This is a genomic window from Paenibacillus sp. MDV22-iso6 (assembly GCF_058408365.1).
In genome coordinates this window covers 130,838-150,534 of the sequence record NZ_JBZVDZ010000003.1, presented here as the reverse complement: position 1 = coordinate 150,534, position 19,697 = coordinate 130,838, and the positions used below count along the sequence as shown (strand labels likewise).

At 47.6% G+C, this 19,697-nt stretch carries 16 protein-coding genes; 9 read left to right on the top strand and 7 right to left on the bottom strand.

Annotation, left to right across the window (positions count from 1 at the left end; translation table 11 throughout):
- Positions 1 to 32: 32 nt before the first annotated feature.
- Positions 33 to 1,451: an alanine/glycine:cation symporter family protein gene (locus AC4PM4_RS09960; protein WP_063567770.1), complete on the bottom strand. Its 1,419-nt coding sequence runs from the start codon at positions 1,449 to 1,451 to the stop codon at positions 33 to 35.
- Between the two features lie 447 nt (positions 1,452 to 1,898).
- Here AC4PM4_RS09960 and AC4PM4_RS09955 point away from each other — a divergent pair, with 447 nt between their 5' ends.
- Positions 1,899 to 2,828, top strand: coding sequence for a response regulator (locus tag AC4PM4_RS09955; protein WP_491613495.1), 930 nt, complete (start codon positions 1,899 to 1,901; stop codon positions 2,826 to 2,828).
- 119 nt (positions 2,829 to 2,947) lie between these two features.
- On the opposite strand, the gene AC4PM4_RS09950 is transcribed toward AC4PM4_RS09955, so the two are convergent.
- Together AC4PM4_RS09950 and AC4PM4_RS09945 are read right to left on the bottom strand one after the other, a co-directional pair.
- Positions 2,948 to 3,124, bottom strand: a complete 177-nt coding sequence (locus AC4PM4_RS09950; RefSeq protein ID WP_053782597.1) for an aspartyl-phosphate phosphatase Spo0E family protein — start codon at positions 3,122 to 3,124, stop codon at positions 2,948 to 2,950.
- A 344-nt stretch (positions 3,125 to 3,468) separates the two neighbouring features.
- Positions 3,469 to 8,664 carry a rhamnogalacturonan lyase family protein gene (locus AC4PM4_RS09945; RefSeq protein ID WP_491613494.1) on the bottom strand — a complete coding sequence of 1,732 codons (5,196 nt, stop codon included), beginning with the start codon at positions 8,662 to 8,664 and terminating at the stop codon, positions 3,469 to 3,471.
- Positions 8,665 to 9,137: 473 nt separating this feature from the next.
- On the opposite strand from AC4PM4_RS09945, the gene AC4PM4_RS09940 reads away from it, so the two are divergent.
- The 4 genes from AC4PM4_RS09940 to AC4PM4_RS09925 all read left to right on the top strand — a co-directional run bounded on the left by AC4PM4_RS09940 (position 9,138) and on the right by AC4PM4_RS09925 (position 11,329).
- Complete coding sequence (locus AC4PM4_RS09940) at positions 9,138 to 9,761, top strand: acetate uptake transporter (RefSeq protein ID WP_063567767.1); 624 nt, start codon at positions 9,138 to 9,140, stop codon at positions 9,759 to 9,761.
- A gap of 184 nt (positions 9,762 to 9,945) precedes the next feature.
- Positions 9,946 to 10,413, top strand: coding sequence for a hypothetical protein (locus AC4PM4_RS09935; protein ID WP_063567766.1), 468 nt, complete (start codon positions 9,946 to 9,948; stop codon positions 10,411 to 10,413).
- Positions 10,361 to 10,717: a helix-turn-helix domain-containing protein gene (locus tag AC4PM4_RS09930; RefSeq protein ID WP_491613493.1), complete on the top strand. Its 357-nt coding sequence runs from the start codon at positions 10,361 to 10,363 to the stop codon at positions 10,715 to 10,717. Before AC4PM4_RS09935 ends, AC4PM4_RS09930 begins: the two co-directional genes overlap by 53 nt.
- 99 nt (positions 10,718 to 10,816) lie before the next feature.
- Complete coding sequence (locus AC4PM4_RS09925) at positions 10,817 to 11,329, top strand: acyl-CoA thioesterase (RefSeq protein ID WP_379438109.1); 513 nt, start codon at positions 10,817 to 10,819, stop codon at positions 11,327 to 11,329.
- 18 nt (positions 11,330 to 11,347) lie between these two features.
- On the opposite strand, the gene AC4PM4_RS09920 is transcribed toward AC4PM4_RS09925, so the two are convergent.
- A complete protein-coding gene (locus AC4PM4_RS09920) occupies positions 11,348 to 11,986 on the bottom strand; it encodes a TetR/AcrR family transcriptional regulator (protein WP_491613492.1) in 639 nt (212 codons plus the stop codon).
- Positions 11,987 to 12,181: 195 nt separating this feature from the next.
- Here AC4PM4_RS09920 and AC4PM4_RS09915 point away from each other — a divergent pair, with 195 nt between their 5' ends.
- The gene (locus AC4PM4_RS09915) at positions 12,182 to 12,949 is read left to right on the top strand and encodes an SDR family NAD(P)-dependent oxidoreductase (protein ID WP_063567763.1); all 768 of its coding nucleotides are present in this window, start codon (positions 12,182 to 12,184) and stop codon (positions 12,947 to 12,949) included.
- Positions 12,950 to 13,076: 127 nt separating this feature from the next.
- Here the strand turns inward: AC4PM4_RS09915 and AC4PM4_RS09910 are convergent, their stop codons facing one another.
- From AC4PM4_RS09910 to AC4PM4_RS09900, 3 genes are read right to left on the bottom strand one after another with little or no spacing between them, the layout of a single operon-like run.
- Positions 13,077 to 13,400 carry a hypothetical protein gene (locus tag AC4PM4_RS09910; RefSeq protein ID WP_231952847.1) on the bottom strand — a complete coding sequence of 108 codons (324 nt, stop codon included), beginning with the start codon at positions 13,398 to 13,400 and terminating at the stop codon, positions 13,077 to 13,079.
- A gap of 45 nt (positions 13,401 to 13,445) precedes the next feature.
- Positions 13,446 to 14,747 carry a sensor histidine kinase gene (locus AC4PM4_RS09905; RefSeq protein WP_064641659.1) on the bottom strand — a complete coding sequence of 434 codons (1,302 nt, stop codon included), beginning with the start codon at positions 14,745 to 14,747 and terminating at the stop codon, positions 13,446 to 13,448.
- On the bottom strand, positions 14,747 to 15,424 hold the full coding sequence (locus AC4PM4_RS09900) for a response regulator transcription factor (RefSeq protein WP_063567761.1): 678 nt from the start codon (positions 15,422 to 15,424) through the stop codon (positions 14,747 to 14,749). Before AC4PM4_RS09900 ends, AC4PM4_RS09905 begins: the two co-directional genes overlap by 1 nt.
- Before the next feature lie 251 nt (positions 15,425 to 15,675).
- Here AC4PM4_RS09900 and AC4PM4_RS09895 point away from each other — a divergent pair, with 251 nt between their 5' ends.
- Genes AC4PM4_RS09895 through AC4PM4_RS09885 form a run of 3 tightly spaced genes read left to right on the top strand, consistent with a single transcriptional unit; the run spans position 15,676 to position 19,520 of the window.
- Positions 15,676 to 16,494, top strand: coding sequence for a polyphosphate polymerase domain-containing protein (locus AC4PM4_RS09895; RefSeq protein ID WP_063567760.1), 819 nt, complete (start codon positions 15,676 to 15,678; stop codon positions 16,492 to 16,494).
- Positions 16,487 to 17,170, top strand: a complete 684-nt coding sequence (locus tag AC4PM4_RS09890; RefSeq protein ID WP_063567759.1) for a DUF4956 domain-containing protein — start codon at positions 16,487 to 16,489, stop codon at positions 17,168 to 17,170. Before AC4PM4_RS09895 ends, AC4PM4_RS09890 begins: the two co-directional genes overlap by 8 nt.
- A 22-nt stretch (positions 17,171 to 17,192) precedes the next feature.
- Positions 17,193 to 19,520, top strand: coding sequence for a carbohydrate-binding domain-containing protein (locus AC4PM4_RS09885; protein WP_491613491.1), 2,328 nt, complete (start codon positions 17,193 to 17,195; stop codon positions 19,518 to 19,520).
- Positions 19,521 to 19,697: the final 177 nt, after the last annotated feature.

Here is a 19,697-nt window from a genome sequence, read left to right as displayed (position 1 = left end):
CCGTTATTTCTTCGTTATTTAGCAACTTCACTTCATTTTGTTCCTACTACCTCGGCCTCCGACTCCCAGCATTCCACTTCGCCCGGAATGTGAATACGGTCCCGAGTAAAGATCGGGTCACGTCCTTCGGCCTTTTGTTTCTTGTAATCTTTCAGCGCATCGAATGTCACCTTGGACAGCATCAGGATGGCAATCAGATTCACCACAACCATCAGCCCCATGAATAGGTCGGCCAAATCCCATACCAGCTGGACCTTGGCAACGGCACCGAACAGCACCATCGCGATAACACACACACGATATACCCACAGCCAACCTTTATTGGATTTGATAAACTCAATATTGGTCTCCCCGTAGTAATAATTCCCGATGAGCGTACTAAAGGCAAACAGGAACACCATGACTGCCAAAAATCCGGACGCCCATGAACCCATATGCACACTTAATGCCGCTTGAGTTAATTCAATTCCACCCAGATTGGAACCTTTGTATACACCTGATAGCAAAATAATCATGGCCGTGCTTGTACAAATGACCAAGGTATCCGTCAACACGCCAAACGCCTGAATAAGCCCTTGTTTGACCGGATGTGTTGTATCCGCCGTAGCGGCAGCATTCGGCGCACTACCCATACCCGCCTCATTGGAGAACAAACCACGTTTGACACCATTCATCAGCGCGGCTCCAAGTGTACCACCAGCGACCTGTTCAATGCCGAAGGCATTTTTCACAATCAGCGCAATCATGGCCGGAAGCTGTGTGATGTTCGACAGAACAACAAATGCAGCCACGCCAATATACAGCACAGCAAGAACAACGACGATGTATTCGGACGCCTTGGCAATCCGTTTAACACCACCCATGATGATTGCCGCAAACACAACGGCCATAATAATACCTACCGTCAACCGATCGATACCGAATGAATTTTTGAATGCGACTGTAATCGTGTTGGACTGCACAGCATTAAAGACCAAACCGAACGACAACGTGATGAGAATTGCGAACAATATCCCCATCCATCGTTTCCCGAGGCCACGCTCCATATAATAAGCAGGACCCCCGCGGAATCCGCCCTTATCTTTGATTTTATAAATTTGAGCAAGTGTACTCTCCACAAAACTCGAAGCTGAACCAAAAATCGCGATAACCCACATCCAGAATACAGCCCCTGGTCCCCCCAGTGCGATTGCCAGTGCAATACCTGTAATATTCCCGGTTCCCACGCGCGCTGCCATACTGATACAGAATGCCTGAAACGGCGAAATTTTGCCGGGCTCCTTGCTCTTTGGCTCCTTGAGCACTTTCACCATATCTCCAATCATGCGGAATTGCATGAACCGGGTCTTGGTCGTAAAATACAAACCACATACGACCAACAAGATGATTAACAGCTTGGACCATAGAAAATCATTGAAAACTGCAATAATATCTTGTATTGTTTGCTCCATTGGCAATGCCCCTTTTCGTTGATGGTTCGTTAAAAAGCGTTCCCCAGCTGTATGACTGAGCGAAAAATTCTCATACTACTTCATAAAGGCATGCAGTTCTATCGCCTCAGACGGACCGTTTTGTGCTGAAGTACGATAGGTTAAGAGATCGTTTGTACCATTCTGCATATCTCGGAATCCACATTTTCGGATGTTACCTATACTACAGGGGCATCTACGGAAACCGACAAATACCTACACAGAAACATTTAAATTTTTTATAAATAAGCAACGTTTATCCATTCACTGTCACTTTATCTGACATATTTGTTAGCATGCACGGGTCTTCACATCAGGATATACAACCAAGTATGATAATAGGGGACATTAATAGCAGGGAAAGATCATTTATAGATGCAGAGAACGGAATATATAGGAGTTAACTTAATCAGAAAGGAGGACACGGAAATGCGTTATTTTATTGTGGATGATGATCCTGGGATTCGATCCATGCTGATGGATATTATTGAAGATGAGGGGCTCGGTGAGATTGTGGGAGAAGCCGAAGATGGGGCTCATATTCATGCTGAACTGCTGGAGCTGCATAAGGTGGATGTACTGCTGATTGATTTGCTCATGCCGCAGCGAGACGGGATTCAGACGATACGTGCACTTGAAGGAAGGTTCGATGGCAAGATCGTGATGATCTCCCAGATTGAGTCGAAAAATATGATCGGGGAAGCCTATTCGCTTGGCATCGAATATTATATTACGAAGCCGATTAATCGGCTGGAGATCCTGTCTGTTCTGCGTCTGGTGGACGAGCGTCTGCGTATGCAGCAATCCATCGCAGATATTCAGCGTACGTTGCAAGGACTGTCTAGACTGCAATCTTCCGAACGTGCTTCAACACCAGCCCCCGACAAAACAATTACGACCGCAGGACATTTCCTGCTATCCGAGATGGGCATGATCGGAGAAGCGGGCAGCAGAGATTTGCTGGACATGCTGGAATACCTGGAGCAGATTGAAACGGAGGAGCATAAGCTCTCTCCATACACGTTCCCATCACTTAAGGATATCTTCCAGAATGTAGCCATACGCAAACTGGGTTCCGATGCCTCACCAGCGGAAGTAACGAAGGAGATTAAAGCATCTGAGCAGCGCGTTCGCCGTGCAATTTTCCAAACATTAAGCCATGTCGTATCGCTCGGACTCACGGATTACACACATCCGAAGTTTGAGAATTACGCGTCGAAGTTCTTTGACTTTACGGAGATTCGCAAGAAAATGCTGGAACTACAAAACAATGTGGAGCCCTCCTTGTCTCAGACCCGCATTAATACCAAAAAGTTCGTTCAGGTACTTTATCTGGAAGCCAAGCGGCTGTTGCATTGAGGAGTAACAAAAAAAAACATGCGCTCATGATTGAACTGGAATGATACAGCATTCGTTCTTCCTGCTGTCTATTCCAGCTATTATCATGTGCGCATGCAAAAAAAGCTCATCTATATCCATCAAGCCCTCGGCTTGCTTAAGTGCATTCGATTATACTCATTGATCAATTCATCCAGTACCATGGACTGCTGAAGCACATCGGGATGTCCAAATCTACCCTCGTTATGCTCTACCAACATATGAAGGTTATGTCTGGCTTTCTCTATTTGATTTTTCAATTCCAAACTCATAACCATCGCGTCTAATCCCTCCCTATTTCTGTGTTACATTTTAGGTTTTCCTGTCAATCTATAGTTGGATTAACATATGGCATAGTTCACATGGATGTTTTGTATCCTTCTCCAATTTTTGAAAGTCTCTATAGCTATCCCTAGAAGACGATCCGAAAATGGCTCTGCAACGCCTAATTGAAGGTTGGAATACAATTTCACGAGCAAATTTTCCCCACTAACTTCATAATCAAACAGTTGTGTCATTATTGTGTATGTTGAAAAAACCAAAAAACACCTCTCTATCTAAGGCTTACCCAAGGGGTTACCCTATATCGATAGAGAGGTGCTTTATCGTTAAATCACTTTAATCAATGTGTGACCTTCACTGTGATGACTTCGCTAGAAACCGATCCACTTTCGTTAATCCATTCCACAACGTACTCATACTCGCCAGGTGCACGATCTTTGATCACTGCTGTTGCTGTCTGTGCATTCGGAGATGCTGCAGCCAACGGTTGGCTGTCGACCTCTTGACCGTTCTCAGACAAACGATAGGAGGTGGCATTTGTGCCCCACCACATATTCATCGTAATCGTGTAGTTTCCATCCCCATCCCAGTTGTCATGAGAGAGCACCGGCTTCCCTGGTGCTGCATCACGAACGATTACGGTATGCGGAGCGCATTCGGTCGTCCCTTTTGAATTGATTAGTTCGCAAGTATATACATACGTACCGTTTACCCGACCCGAAATATCCGTGGATGCCTTTTGGGCAGAAGGGCTTGAAGCCGTGAGCTTCTGCGTATCGATCAGTTCACCGTTCTCATACAATTTATACTGTGTACCGTTATTCCCCCACCACATATTCATGGTGATGGTGTATGTTCCATCCGCCAAACCGTCGCCATGTTGGTTATCGTCGGACAAGGAAGGTACACCCGGTGCACCTGTGGCTTGGTCTGCGGCGATGACTGTCACTTCCACGGAAAGCTCGGTGATGAGTCCCGCGCCGTTAACTGCTTTGGCTGTAAAGGTGTGTTTTCCCACCAGACCCGTCAGTGCAATCTCATCACCCTGTTCTACGGCCTCACCGTCCCAAGTCAACTCCAGAAGAGTAATCCCGGACTCCGGATCTTCTGCCTTCACATCAACTTGGAGTACATCCTCTTCACTCATCTGTTCCGCAGGCATGCCTGTAATGACCGGAGGTGTCGTATCTTCTACTTCTTGCGGACCACCTACATAACGAATATTCGGTGCCGCTGGCTGCTCCATGCCTACTCCAAGATGGAAGCCGGTATGTGGCGGCTGGTTATAGGCTACATTTTGCCAAGCTACCCCAAGGCGGTAGACTGGATCATGCATCAACGTGCGAATACGCACATCCGTCTCATCTGTCGTCGTATAAATGCGTAATTCCGAGCTGTCCTGACTGCGCCACATCACTTCTTCACGCCAGTCTCCAAACAGATCTGCCTGCAAACTCGGGTTCGCTTTGGTGCTATTGTTCGAAGCTGCACCTGTTGCCGTCAGCAGATTAACTGTCGTTTGGTTCTCATAATCCCATTTGTCGATACGAATATCATCCTGAAGCTCACGCAGCAGGTCACCGTCCCACCAGATGCCGAAGTTGGTGGACGATGGAATCTTCGTCGTGATCAGTTCCCCCTGAGCACTGTAAAGCCCGGTGATTGGAATATGCTCAGCATTGGTAATGGTTGCAGCCCATACCTCAGCTCCCGGATAGTTCGGATCAATATCGGCAGCCATGCCACGTCCGGTATCGATGCCTGTGAACACACCCCAGAGGATTTCACCTGTAGCCGCATCGCGCATTTCCATACCATACTTAGAATCTTTATGTTCGTGTACGTCGAACACTTCCAGTCCTGGACGTGTCGGGTCCAGATCACTCAGATGCATGGCATCGCCATGACCGAGTTTCGTATTGTAGAGCGGTTTGCCATTATCGTCGATGGCCATCGCACCAAATGTAATCTCATCCTTACCGTCGCCATCCACATCTGCAACCGAGAGATTGTGATTCCCTTGGCCTGCATACTCGCCGTAGCCATCGTCGCTTGAGTCAAAACGCCATACTTTGCTTATCTTTCCATCACGGAAATTGTAGGATGCCAACACAGTACGCGTATAATATCCACGGCTGAACATGGCACTTGGATGTTCGCCATCCAGATACGCTACCGCTGCCAGGAAACGGTCCACCCGGTTTCCATAGCCATCGCCCCAGGAAGCAACATCTCCACGCGGCGGATCATATTCCACCGTATCCAGTGCTGCTCCGGTTTCACCATCGAACACCGTCAGGAATTCATCACCAAGCAGAACGTAACCGGAACTGTTCCGGTGGTCTGCATTGGCGTCTCCAATGACTTTTCCTTGTCCATCGACGGTACCATCTGCGGTACGCATCATCAGTTCGGCTCTGCCATCACCATCGAAGTCATAAACCAGGAATGGAGAGTAGTGCGCACCCGCACGAATATTCGGCCCCATATTGATTCGCCACAATCTTGTTCCATCCAGCTTATAGGCATCCATATAGACAATACCGGTATATCCGGATTGGGAGTTATCCTTGCCGTTGTTTGGCGACCACATCAGAACAATCTCATATTCGCCATCACCATCGACATCGCCCACGCTGGCATCACCCGCATAATACGAATACGGCTGCCCGTCTTTCGTATAGGCATCAGCAGGCTTTTGCAGAGGTACAGACAGGTATTGCTCCTGCCAAACGCCGAATTCCTTCGTTGCCGCTTTTTCAATGCCGTTTTCTACCGTCATGACCCGGTATTTGGACGCATCGGTGCCTTCGGCATCCGTAAAGTTGGTGCTTCCCGTTATCGGTTCATCGTTAAGCTTCACACCATCCCGATACAGATTGAAAGCAATGGTCTCGGCATCCAAGCCTAGCATGCGCCAGCCGATATAGTTGCCGTTCTCTGTTTTTACAGCGACCGGAGCACGGTCCAGATACTCCATTTCACGATTCAGCGTCGTTGCTACTGGTGTTTCGAGTGCAGCCGAAAGTTCCGATACCCCTCCCGCATTCACAGACGCCACTTTATAGAAATAAGGAATGGTGCTGAGAATGGTGGAGTCTGTGTATGCCGTCTCCTTGGTGCGAGCGATTAGATCATACGGTCCATCCTGCTTCACAGCACGATAGATTTGGTATGCACGCGCTCCTGTTGATTCCGTCCAAGTGATGGAGACGTCATTTTTGTTGATGCTTTGTAACGACAGACCTGAAGGGACCTCTGCCTTGTCTACAGATGAATCAATCGTCGATACAGGCAATGCATTGGATGCTACCGATTCCGTACCTGTACGATCCGCAGCCGTTACCGTATATACATAATTCATGCCCAGGTCAATCTTATTATCGGTATAGGTTGTTGCATCCGTGGTTGCCAGCAGCTCGGCCTTGGCCGCTCCAGTTGACTGACGGTATACCTTATACTGTACGTCATCGGCAATAGCATTCCACGACAATGCAGCCGTGATCGGATCACTCTCCAGATCCAGGCCATTCAGTTTCAGATTGGAAGGGGCCACCAATACAGGTGTAATCTCAAGTCCGTTGAGATGCGCCGTAGCCCCACTGAAGACCAGATTCATCTGCCCGTCCTGCACGGTAATCTGATTGATCACTTTTTCGGCAATATTCTGAGCACCGGAGGATACGGTTCCATAATCTTTGCCTTCGATGTTGATGTTGGTTTTTGCTGACCCAATCCAGTCCCCAGTGTACGTCTTGACCGAATAGGTACCATTCGGAAGATCCACTTTGAATTCATATGATCCGTTAAAATAGATCACGAAGTCACGACGCAGGTTATCCGTCGCACTGCCACGATCCCGATCCGCCATATTGGCGGAAGACGTTAATCCATAACCGCGTTCTGGCGTATACAGCGTATTCCGATTGACTTCCGTATACCCTTCAGCAACCGGAGAACCTACCGGGCCAAAGTCATATCGATACGTTGCCGATTTGGTGGTGAAGCTGACTTCATCCGAAGGATCGGATTCGCCGCGGCCATTCACAGCCGTTACTCGAACCGTGTACGACTTACCTTCAACCAAACCGCTTAGCGTTAAAGTAGGTACGGTTGCCGTTCCTGCCAGTTTGTAGGCAGTTTCCGGCTCTGTTGAGAGCTTACGGTATACTTTGTAGATGTCTGCGGTGTCATCCGCCGTCCATTTTAATACCGCTCCGGCGTTGCTAATGCTGCCTGCCTTCAATCCAGCAGGTTTGGCAGGCAATTCAGCTGGAACTTCAGCATCCTGAACCGCTTCCGATAACGGCAGATCCAGCTCACGAACCGCACCTGCAACCAGACGGGCAATCTGAATCGCTCCATATTCCTGGAAGTGTGTATTATCCGTTGCCCCGTTCGGGAACGCCTGATAGATGCCTGGTGATACATGGAGGAAAACAGACAATGTCGCTTCCGGTCCAATGGAATCATAGTACGCAATGCTGAGTGCGCTCAGATCAATCAGCTTCACATTTTTCTCCGAAGCGACCTCTTTCATCGCCTGCACATATTCAGGGAAAGATACATTGAACTTGCCTGTGTCTGCGTTAAAGTCCCTGCGACCCATTGGGGTTACGAGAATTGGGGTAGCTCCCCGCTGCTGCACGCCGTCTATGTAGGTTTTCAGATAGTTTTTGTAATCGGCGGGTGAAGCATAACGGTCAGGAACACTGATCGTTGCATCATTGTGTCCGAACTGCACGAATAGATAATCTCCCGGACGAATGAGGCGCAGAATCTCATCCAATCGGCCTTCGAAAATAAAGGATTTGGAACTGCGTCCACCAATGGAATGGTTCTTAATCTCCACGGCACCACTGAAAAAGGACGGGAACATTTGTCCCCAACCCGCTTGGGGCTCCCAATATGGATTATACGTCTGCATCGTGGAGTCACCCGCAAGGTACACAGCAGGTTTATTCCCTGCCTCGCGTTCCTGTTGTTTGGTGATCACGAGCGCATTGATATTAGCGGCCGTTCCGGAGAATTCAAAGTTCATCTGCCCATCCACCAGGGCAATATCGAAGCTCATCTCCAGATATTCACCCGCTGGCTTGGTATTCTGCTGAACCTTGTTCATGCTCTCCACTTTGATCGCAATATCTGTGTTGCCTGCACTGTCGCCAGCGACAAGGGAGACGGTATAATCACCGTTCGGCAAATCCACCTTAAATCCGCTCCCATCGGCGATTTTGGCAAAATCGGATTTTATCGGATCACTTGTACCCCGATCCTGTACCGTTACCTTGGATACATCGGTGAATCCATAGCCACGTTCCGCCGAATAAGCAGACGTTGCGTCCACACCTGTATATCCATTCGCAACAGCTCCTGAACCAAAATCGAATTTATAAGTGCCTCCACCGGCAGCTTCATCAGCCGATACGGCTGCACTTGCTGTTGGTGTGCCAAACATTGTTCCCCACCCCAGACTGGAAATTGTAAATACCCATAGGAGCAAAACCAAACCAACCTGCCGCGTCTTCGCGATCATGAACACCCATCCTTTCGTTTCCTCATCATAGAATGATTAAAGCCAGAACGATGGTACAACCCATAAGTAAGCGCTTGCATTTTGTCGTTTAAAAAAAGAACTACTTTTTGATTAACGGATCACCTCTTTAATTTTTAATTTTCAAATTCTTTAATGCTTCACATCAGTAAACTTTGAGGCAAAGGTTTTCATTTCCCCTCGATACTATCCCTTCTTCCAGGGAATGAACATGTAATTTTCCGTCTTTTTCCACCAAAAAACCGATCTCTTCGTTCTTGATCTCTAACACAAGCCTTACAAGGGAAGGGATAATGCCCCAAAAGGTAATAAAATCCCTTTTCATACGAAATACATTCAGGTACAATAGGGCGATGTGTGTGTCCGGACCAGGCGGATACGAAATACGAAGTATAGAGGACGGTTCAGTTCGAACGGATCATCCTGATTTGATTATTTGGAGGCTCATCAACACCATGCAAACCGATTCACAGACTAAAGTCAAAATCATAAACGCCGATCCCAGCGCGATGGGATTATTTGGGTTGGCCATCGTCACTCTTGTCGCTTCCTCCCAAAAGCTTGGCATTACAGACGGCCTTAGCTACGCTATTCCTTGGGCGATTTTCCTCGGTGCCTTTGCGCAGCTGTTCGCTTGCATTCAAGATTCCAAACGCAACAATACCTTCGGTACAACTGCCTTCGGCGCATACGCATTCTTCTGGTTCGCGATGGGTGCCAACTGGCTGATCAAAATGGGCGTGTTTGGCTCCACTCTTGCGGAACAGGCAGATGGCAAGCAGCTCGGATTTGCTTTTGCCGGATACCTCGTGTTCACCCTGTTCATGACGCTGGGTGCCGTGGAAGCCAACAAAGTATTGCTCATCATTTTCATTCTCATTGACTTCCTGTTCCTTGGCCTGACCTTTGACGCTTTCGGCGTAGCTCCTCATATCTTCCATACCATCGCAGCTTATGCTGAAATGGGAATCGGAATCGTGTCGTTGTACGGCACAGGTGCTTCCGTACTGAACGCTCACTTCGGCTATACGTTCTTGCCCATCGGCAAGCCGGCTGGCATTTTCAGACCCAAGGCTTAATATACAGCATCAAACCGCCAGCGCGCCGGTCCGCGCCTGGCGGTTTTTTTGAATCATGCTTCACTTGAATAGGGATACAGCTTCTTTTTTACTTTTTACCATTTTTTTATTTCTTTTTCTGAAAAAAAGTATAATATTAACATGTCATATACGACATTCTACTAGGTGAGGGAGTTTATAACAAATGAGAAACAAAGCAAGATCGGCAGTTTTATCCTTAGCACTAGCCGCAACTTTGGCGATTCCAGCAGTAGTTAGCGCTGATAGCGTCCAAGCAAATCCGGCAGATGAGACAACGCCACCAATTGTTACTCCGTTCTCTGTTGGTAACCAACAGCCGCTCACAACTGTGAGCGCTGCTACTTCCATCGTCCCCGCTTATTTCTCGGTTCCAGCTGGTTACGGACATGGTAAATTCTACTTCCTAAACAATGGAACAAGCAATCTAACTGTTACGATGACACACTCATCAGGATTAGAGTATATTGCAGCTACTGTTAAGCCGGGAGCAGCATATACTTGGAGAAGCACGGCGGATTATCCGCAAGGTATGCGCGGTGGTGATTATACCATCTCATTCCATTGTTCCAGTGGTGTAAATGCAAAGTGGTCTGCATTCGCTTCCAATAGCGTCACTGAAGCTAACGCATAAAACATTAAAATCCGTTACGACTGATTATTCACAAAAAAGGATTCGAAATGTAACAGTGTATGACAGTCTATTATATTGGTACATCAGACGGCATGTCGTCGACGCTAGAAGCGCCTTAGCTTCCGATAATATCGGTGAACGAGCAGGACTCAAGCAGTCGGCTATTGCCCGTCTGGAGAGCTCCGCGCAGATTCCGCGCTTCGATACGCTCCAGAAGGTGGCTTTTGCGCTTGGCTTGCGCTTTGAACTGGTTCCTGATGGCGAGGAAGAAGTGACCGACACCTATACTAGAAATAACATATAGAGAGGATGGACGCGGCATATCTTGCAGCGTCCATTAGCCATACTGTCAGGAGGACTACAAAGAATGAGAGAGATACCTAAACCTACGGAATCAGATCAAGTGGAGAGAAAGTATGTGCGCGAAACACGTTGTTTCAAGACGGCAAGAGTATTTCCAACCGATGTAAACAACCATAATACCTTGTTTGGCGGCAAACTCATGTCCTACATCGATGACATTGCATCCATCGCCGCATCCAAGTTGTGCCGGGTCAATACCGTCACGGCTTCGACCGATTCGGTGGATTTCCTGTATCCGATTAATCCGACGGATTCGGTAACATTGGAATCCTTCGCATCGTGGACAGGACGAAGTTCAATGGAGATTTTTGTTAAGGTAATCCGCGAGGATCTGAAGACGGGGGAGAAAAAGATTGCGGCGACCGCATTCCTTACCTTTGTCGCTTTGGATGAAAATAACCGTAAACTCATTGTTCCTCGCATCATTCCGGAGACGGAGGAAGAGAAGAAATTATACGAGACTGCTCCAGCTCGGGCAGCCATGCGGAAACAACGGCGGGAAGAAAGTAAAAAATTCGCCGACTTCCTCACCGTTAGTTATCCCTGGGAATAAGAGAACCGGGCACGCTATTTAGTCCTGAAGCATGCGTTCATGAATGGTCCGACCCCTCTGCCCTGGTTCAATCAGGAGACGGGTCGGTTTGATGTTAATTAGCGCAGTCAGCTGCTCCCCCATGTAGTGGGCAGAATACTTGAACCCAATCTCTGCCCAGTGCATAATCACACCAACGGTCGCAGATACCAGGTAACTTAGCATGATATCGTAATTAATGGTGTAGTCGCTGTCTTCGGTCACCAATACAAAATCCTCGGTTAAATATGTTCTGAACATATTGCAGAGTCTCGTTCCCATATCCCCATGCATCGTCATCAAGGCTCGAAAGATATCCTGATGCGCTTCGATATATTCAAATACAGGCATCGTTGATGGCAGCAATGCCGTCATATCCACTTCTTTTAACTCCGCGTAAGGTGATGCATAAGCTTGTCCCACGCCCTGCATGAAATCATCCAGAATGAATTGCAATAGCTCGGGTTTTCCAGGAAAATGTAAATAGAACGTTCCCCGGTTATAATCTGCCCGCTCCGTAATGTCACGAATCGTGACGGCTTCAGCTCCCTTTTCCAATATCAAAGAAACCGCCGCAGCAATGATGGCATCCTGCGTTCTTCGTGCTCTCCGATCCTGAGGGTGTTCAATAATCAACATTTCCACCTCCTCTGTCCATTATTGTAACCTAAATGAACACCGCTTACATCTCTGTCCGATAGCTGACATATGCGCTGTCAATGATGATTGTCACATTTCTATGTATATCTTAACATTGAGATAGGAACGATAGACCACAGGTTGAATGTTCACTCACAGTTCACCTGATTACATTTTATAAGGAGCGAATACATGATGAGTACATCATATACCCAAACAGCCGTTATTACAGGAGCAGCCGGAGGCATCGGTAAAGAATTGGCACGCCGCCTTGCTGAACGCAAAATTAATCTGGTGCTGGTCGACCTGAACGAAGAAGCCATCCAGCAAACCATCACGGATCTGAAACTCGACAAAGAGCACGCCATTGCAGTGAAAGCAAACGTATCTCAAGAAGCCGACGTGAAAAACTATGTGCAGCAAGCACTTGATACGTTTGGTCGTATCGATTATTTTGCCAACAATGCCGGCATTGAAGGTCCAACCGGACTGATCGAGGATCTGAGCGTTGAAGCGCTCGACCTCGTATATAACGTCAATGTGCGCGGCGTATTCCTTGGTTTGCAGAACGTCATCCCTGTCATGAAAAAACAAAAATCTGGTGCGATTCTGAATACCTCTTCCCTCGCAGGTCTGATGGGTGCTCCAGCCGTATCTCCATATATTATGTCCAAACATGCCGTGATTGGCCTCACCCGCACAGCAGCGAATGAACTCGCGCCTCATGGTATTCGGGTTAACGCGGTATTGCCAGGCACCATTAATACCCGCATGATGCGTCAAATCGAAGCAAACTCCGGTAATGTGGAAGATTATCAATCCGCTACCGTATCCGCAATTCCGATGGGCCGCTATGGTGAACCGGAAGAAGTCGCAGCCATCATGAACTTCCTGTTGTCCGAAGAAGCTTCGTATGTCACCGCTTCGCTCTATACTGTCGATGGCGGTATGATGGGTCAATAAGAATAATGGGGCTAGCCTAACTTGGCTGACGCTTTAAAAGGTATTTCCGAGTGTACAATCCAAAATGACCTCAATTCCCACAATAACGTGGAGGCTGAGGTCATTTTTTTAATAGATTGATTTAAATTTAATCCACGTAGCCTGCGAGACCTTTTTCCATCAAGTAGTCCATTTCAGCATCCAGTATGCCTTCAACGGTTAGTTCATCCAGCTTTACATCTTTGCGGCTCAAAATGTAGTCGGCCAGATCGTCACCGTCGATATCCACGTCGCCTTTGGCATTTTCATGCGCCTTGTTAATGTACGCCTGCTCGTGCTTCAGGACAAGAGCGATATTCGCTTCGCTTGCCTTCGTCTTCTCTGCAATATATGCCTTCATTTCCTGTTCATTCATTGAATTTGCTTCAGTCACGTTAAAGTCAGCTCCTTGATTCATACGTTCTGTTGCCATTGTAGCATAGGTTAACCCACAACAGACATGCCTTATTCCTTATCCCTAGGATAAACGAACGTAAAATGTTGCACCTTCCCCTACTACACTGCGGGCGTAAATCTCACCTTTGTGCTGCTCCACGATCGACCTTGCAATTGCAAGACCCAATCCATGTCCACCATGTTTCCGTGCTCTGGAGGCATCCGTGCGATAGAAGCGATCGAAGATCCGGTCCAGATGTTCGTGCGCAATGCCTTCTCCCGTGTTGGAAACGGCCAGCACAACGTCATTGTTCTGTTTCTTCAACGATACGTTGACCGAGCCTTTGGCTCTGGAGTATTTCACAGCATTATCGAGCAAAATCAGAATGACCTGCTTGATCTGTTCGCTGTTGCCATGAACCATGAGCTGCGGCTCAATGCTGTAGTCCAGGGATATATTTTTCTCAAAAATCACGGCCTCCATCGTTAAGATAATCGTCTCCACCGCATCGCTCATATTGAATTTGGCATGAATCATCGAGGATCTTGAATCGTCAATTTGAGTCAGATATAACAGATCATTCGTCAGTCCCGACATGCGTTCCGTCTCCGACTTGATGTAATGCAGCCATTTGGCTTGATTCTCAATCGTATCCTCCCGGTTCGCGAGAAGCACATCTGTGTTGGTATTAATGATCGCCAGCGGCGTTTTCAATTCATGTGAAGCATCGGCTATGAACTGCTTTTGCTTTTCAAAGGCTTCCTTAACCGGGGTAATAGATCGATTGGCGAAATAGCGGCTCAGGAAATAGATAACGATCAGCATGATCAAACCTACGACGGCAAAAGTATAAATCAGATTCGTAAGGATGCCCTGTTGGGCCGTCACATCGATGAACACAATCATATGCCCTGTGCTGCTCGGGTCGATCACATAAGCCCAGTCCGTTCCATTCAGTGTAAACTGTCCGGTCTTCCGATCCAGATCTTCGACTTTATTCACCTTTTGCAAAGCTTCAGTATAGAACGTGTCATCCATATCAAACCTGGAGTGTGCATCGGTGATTTTCCATTCACTGTCCGTCTTGACCATGAACGATACAGAGCGTCCTGGCGGTGAATTCGGATCACTCCCCGGTGCTCCATCGGCAATGGAATCGGATGGCTGAGATCCTGCCACTGAACCCCTGTCATCACCGCGCGGCATCTTGCTGGAGTTGTACGGACCATGATAGAAATCCGACACTTTGAACAGCTCCATGTTGGTTTCCCGCTGTACATTCTGGTACGTAATGATGTAGATCGTGGCAAAGGCAACCAGCATCATAATCGAGATGGATACCAGGTTCACGATCAGAAATCGGTTTCTGAGTTTCTTGAACATCAGGACGTCACCTCAAGTACATACCCCACACCCCGAATCGTATTGATGCGGACCGAGGAGTTCAGGAAGGTTAATTTTTTGCGTAAAAACGAGATGTACACCTCCACGTTGTTATACTCCACTTCCGAATCGAAACCCCACAACTTCTCAATAATCTGCTCTTTGGAAGTAATGGCCTGTTTGCGCGTGATTAGCAGTTCCAGCAGTTCATTTTCCTTCAGATTCAGCTTGATCTCCTTGCCTTGCACACTCAGCTTCAGCTGCGTCGTGTTCAGTTCGATGTCACCGAACTTCAGTCCATCCTCTGGAACAACTTCTCCCTTCCTTCTAAGGGCTGCCCGAATCCGTGCGAGCAATTCCTCCGTGGCAAAGGGCTTTGCTATATAATCATCGGCTCCATAATCCAGCCCGGTCACTTTGTCTGAAATTTCTCCTTTGGCTGTGAGCAGAATGACAGGCGTATGATTGCCTTCGCTGCGCAGTTTTTTCAGCACGGTAATCCCGTCCATTTCCGGCATCATGATGTCCAGCAGCAACAGATCATAGATTCCGCTTAGCGCATAATCCAGACCCGATCTCCCGTCATGCACCATGTCTACAGAGTAATTGTGTTTTTTCAATATTTGCGATACGGCTTCTGCCAAATGAACCTCATCTTCCGCAATTAGTATTCTCATCGGTTCTTCATTCCTCTGCATGAATTGGTTTCGATATATGTCAATCTATTATACCAACGATTGTAGCAACCGAACCTTGAATCAATCTTAATTTCAGTTTTTTCGCGAACTATTAAAGGAAGGTAAAAAAAGATCAACGGAATGTAAAATCATTTAAGATTCATTCAAGGTTGGCGCTCTAAGATACAGACATGGAAGCAATACACGATGCAACAAAACATACAAAACATGGATGAAAGGACTGAACCCCAATGGCAATTGAAGTATTCAACCGATATGAGAGCAAGTATCTCCTGACAGATGAGCAATACGAGAACTTCTACACCGATCTGCTGAAGTATATGGAGCTGGATGCCTTTAACAAGAAACACGAGTTTTACTCCATCAGCAATCTGTACTTCGACACACCGCAGGACTCCCTGATCCGCGCAAGTCTCTCTAAACCTAAATACAAGGAGAAGCTGAGACTGCGGGCATACGGAGTTCCTGAAGAGAATGCGAAGGTATATCTGGAGATCAAAAAGAAAGTATTTGGCTTGGTGAACAAACGCCGAACTGCCCTGAAGCTGGATGAAGCCTACGAATTCGTTCGGACAGGCAAAGCGCCTGATCTCGCCGATTATATGAATAAACAGGTTGTCGAAGAGATCAAGTATTTCCTCCGGCTGTACGATCTGGAACCAAAAGTATATCTGGCGTATGAACGCAAGGCACTGTTCGACAAGAACAGCCGCGATCTCCGCATCACCTTTGATACCAACATCCGCAGTCGTAGATACGATCTGAAGCTGGAGCAGGGAGATTATGGTGAGCCACTGGTGAAAGACGGACGCTGGCTGATGGAAGTCAAAGCCGAGAAAACCGTTCCGATGTGGCTCTCCCAACTGTTATCCGAACACGGTCTTTACCGCACCGGATTCTCGAAATACGGCAATGAGTACAGACATCTGGCCAGAACAACCAACCTGAACTACCAGACTGAACGAGAATTGCTGCCGGGTACCGATTTCAACCCATCCATAGAACAAGAAAAAACAATCACAGAAAGAGAGCGTGTCCTGTATGCTTGATTCCATCTTTAGTTCCGCACTAACCGATACAACTCTGACCTTCAGCAATGCCATTGTTACCATCGGCCTTGCCATCATTATGGGGGCCATTATCAGCCTGACATACATGAAGACCAATCAAAGCACCTACTCCCAGAGCTTTACGCTAACCATGGTTGTTTTGCCAGTCATCGTAGCCATTATCATTCTTCTGATCGGCAGCAACATTGCCCGTGCATTCAGCCTCGCCGGTGCCTTCTCCATCATCCGATTCAGAAGTGCGCCTGGTGACCCGAAAGATATTGCTTATGTTTTGTTCACCATGGCTTCCGGTCTTGCCTGCGGTGTAGGCGCATTCGGTTATGCCGTAATGTTCACCATCATCCTGTGTGTACTGATGTTTGTCCTGAGCCGCTTCAACTTCGGAGCGAAGAAAAGCCAGCAAAAAACGTTGAAAGTGACTATTCCCGAGAATCTGAGTTACGAAGAAGCACTGGACGAAGTATTCCACAAATTCAATGTCGTACATGAGCTCAAAAAAATCAGAACAACCGAACTTGGCAGTCTGTACGAGCTGGTCTACAACGTCACCATTCATGAAAGTGTCAATCAAAAAGAATTCCTCGACATGATCCGTACCCGAAACGGTAATCTGGATATCTCGTTAACGATGAGTCCAACAGCCACTGAATATTAAAATTCGAAGGGAACGATATAATATGAAAAAGAAAATTATAACTGGCAGCAAACTGTGGTCCGTCGCGATGATTACTGCAATGGTTACGGCTTGCAGCGCTCCGGCAGCAACCAACAGTACTGCAAACGCCGCAGTGTCAACGACAGGGACAACCAAAACCGTATCCGTCAGTGAACAAACCTCGGTGAAGTATGCCGATCTGGTCACAATGGATGCAGACGATACCAACGTTAGCTGGAGTGCAACAGATTCCACAACGATTAAGCTGAACGGGACGATCGCTTCCATCACAGGATCGGGTGCAAAAGCAGCAAACAGATCAGTAACTATCTCCGCAGCGGGTACCTATGTACTTAGCGGCAAGCTTACCGATGGACAGATTGTAGTTAATGTTGCTGATAAGGGCACCGTACATCTCGTATTAAACGGGGCAACAATCAATGATAACGACAGTGCAGCCATCTATATCCAGAAAGCGGGCAAAGCTATCATTACGCTGGAGGAAGGAACCGAGAATGCTGTCTCCGATGGCAAGACATACGTATACGCAGACGCTACAACGGATGAGCCGGATGCAGCTATCTTCAGCAAGGCAGACCTGACGTTCAATGGTACAGGCAAGCTGACGGTTACAGGCAACTACAATGAAGGTATTACGAGCAAGGATGATCTGAAAATCGTCAGTGGCACAATTAACGTCAAATCCGCCGATGATGGCATCAAAGGTAAAGATATGGTGGCGATTCAGGCAGGAACTATTACCATTGATTCAGAAGGTGACGGCATCAAATCCACAAACGATACGGATACGACCAAAGGCTTCGTTGCCATTGCTGGAGGTACATTCAACATTCAGAGCGGCAGCGACGGCATTCAAGCGGAAACCGCATTGGTTACGGATGGCGGCACATTTAACATCGTAACCGGAGGCGGCAGTGCCAATGCACCAGAAAAAGTAGAAGAAGGACCATTTGGCGGCGGTGGCGGCGGATGGGGTGGCGGTACACCTCCAACCGATATGGGTACACCACCGGATGGTGAACCACCTGCTGATATGCCGAGCAATAATGGAACGAACGCAGCAGGTGCAGCACCATCCAGCTCTACAAATGCAACAGCACCTGCTGATTCCAATGCAGATGCAGACACAAGCACAACGGCTGCAGAAGAAGAAACGACGAGTGCCAAAGCACTTAAAGCCGGAGTTGACCTTACCGTCAATGGCGGTACGTATACGATCGATTCCATGGATGATTCCCTGCACAGCAACAACAATGTAACTGTTAATGACGGCAAGTTCAGCATTGAATCCGGTGATGACGGTATTCATGCAGATCAGGCTCTCACCATTAACGGTGGAACGATCACCATTGCCAAGAGCTATGAAGGTCTTGAAGGTGCAATCATCACCCTGAACGATGGGAATGTGGATGTCACTGCATCAGATGATGGCGTGAATGCTTCTGGTGAAATAACTGCAACTGACGCTGATGCTGATGCCGATGCTGCAACCACTGCAGATGACAGTACTAAAGCAGCCGATACCGATACAACTGCAGTTTCCAACGCTTCTGTTACAGAGACGACTGGCACAATATCAACTACGGATCAGTCCAATCAAAGTACAGACGCGAATAGCAATGCTCGCCCACAAGGCGGTGGGCCAGGTGGTATGCCGGGTGAATCCGCCAGCAACAGTGAGCTTCATATCAACGGCGGTTCCCTCACCGTAAATGCAGGCGGCGATGGACTGGATTCGAATGGCTCCATCTATATGACAGACGGAACCGTCATTGTGAACGGTCCAACGGATAATGGCAACGGTCCACTCGACTATGATGGTACATTCGAGATGAGTGGTGGATATTTGGTCGCTGCCGGCAGTTCCGGCATGGCACAAGGTACATCCGATACATCAACTCAAAATACAATCGTGATGACATACCCTGAAACACAAAAAGCAGGCACACTCGTTCATGTGCAAGACAGTGAAGGCAATAACATCCTGACCTTTGCTCCAGCGAAAGATTATCAATCTGTTGTGGTTAGTTCCCCTGATCTGAAGAAGGATGGATCTTACGTGATTTACTCCGGCGGAACATCGACGGGCAAAGCAGTGGATGGACTCTATACAGACGGAACGTATAGTGGTGGGACCAAAGTGGTTGCCTTCCAATCCACAAGCAATGTAACTTGGGTGAATGAATCTGGTGTTACAACTGCCAATACAGGTATGGGTCCAGGTGGAGGCGGTGGCCAAGGTGGATTCGGCGGCGGAAGAAACAGACCGCAATCGGGTACAACAACCGATACTACAGGTACAACGGGCACTACGGATACCGCGAAGTAAGTTAAGATTCAGGTCATAAAAGCCAACAAATAAATGATTAAAAACAAGGGATGTCCCATACGTCATGAATATGACGGAGGACATCCCTTGTTTTTGCTATTTTGTTCTAAAGAACCTCGTACAAGCTATTCGCTCCCAATGGATGAAGGAATAACGTTGCTGATGTTCATTAAATGC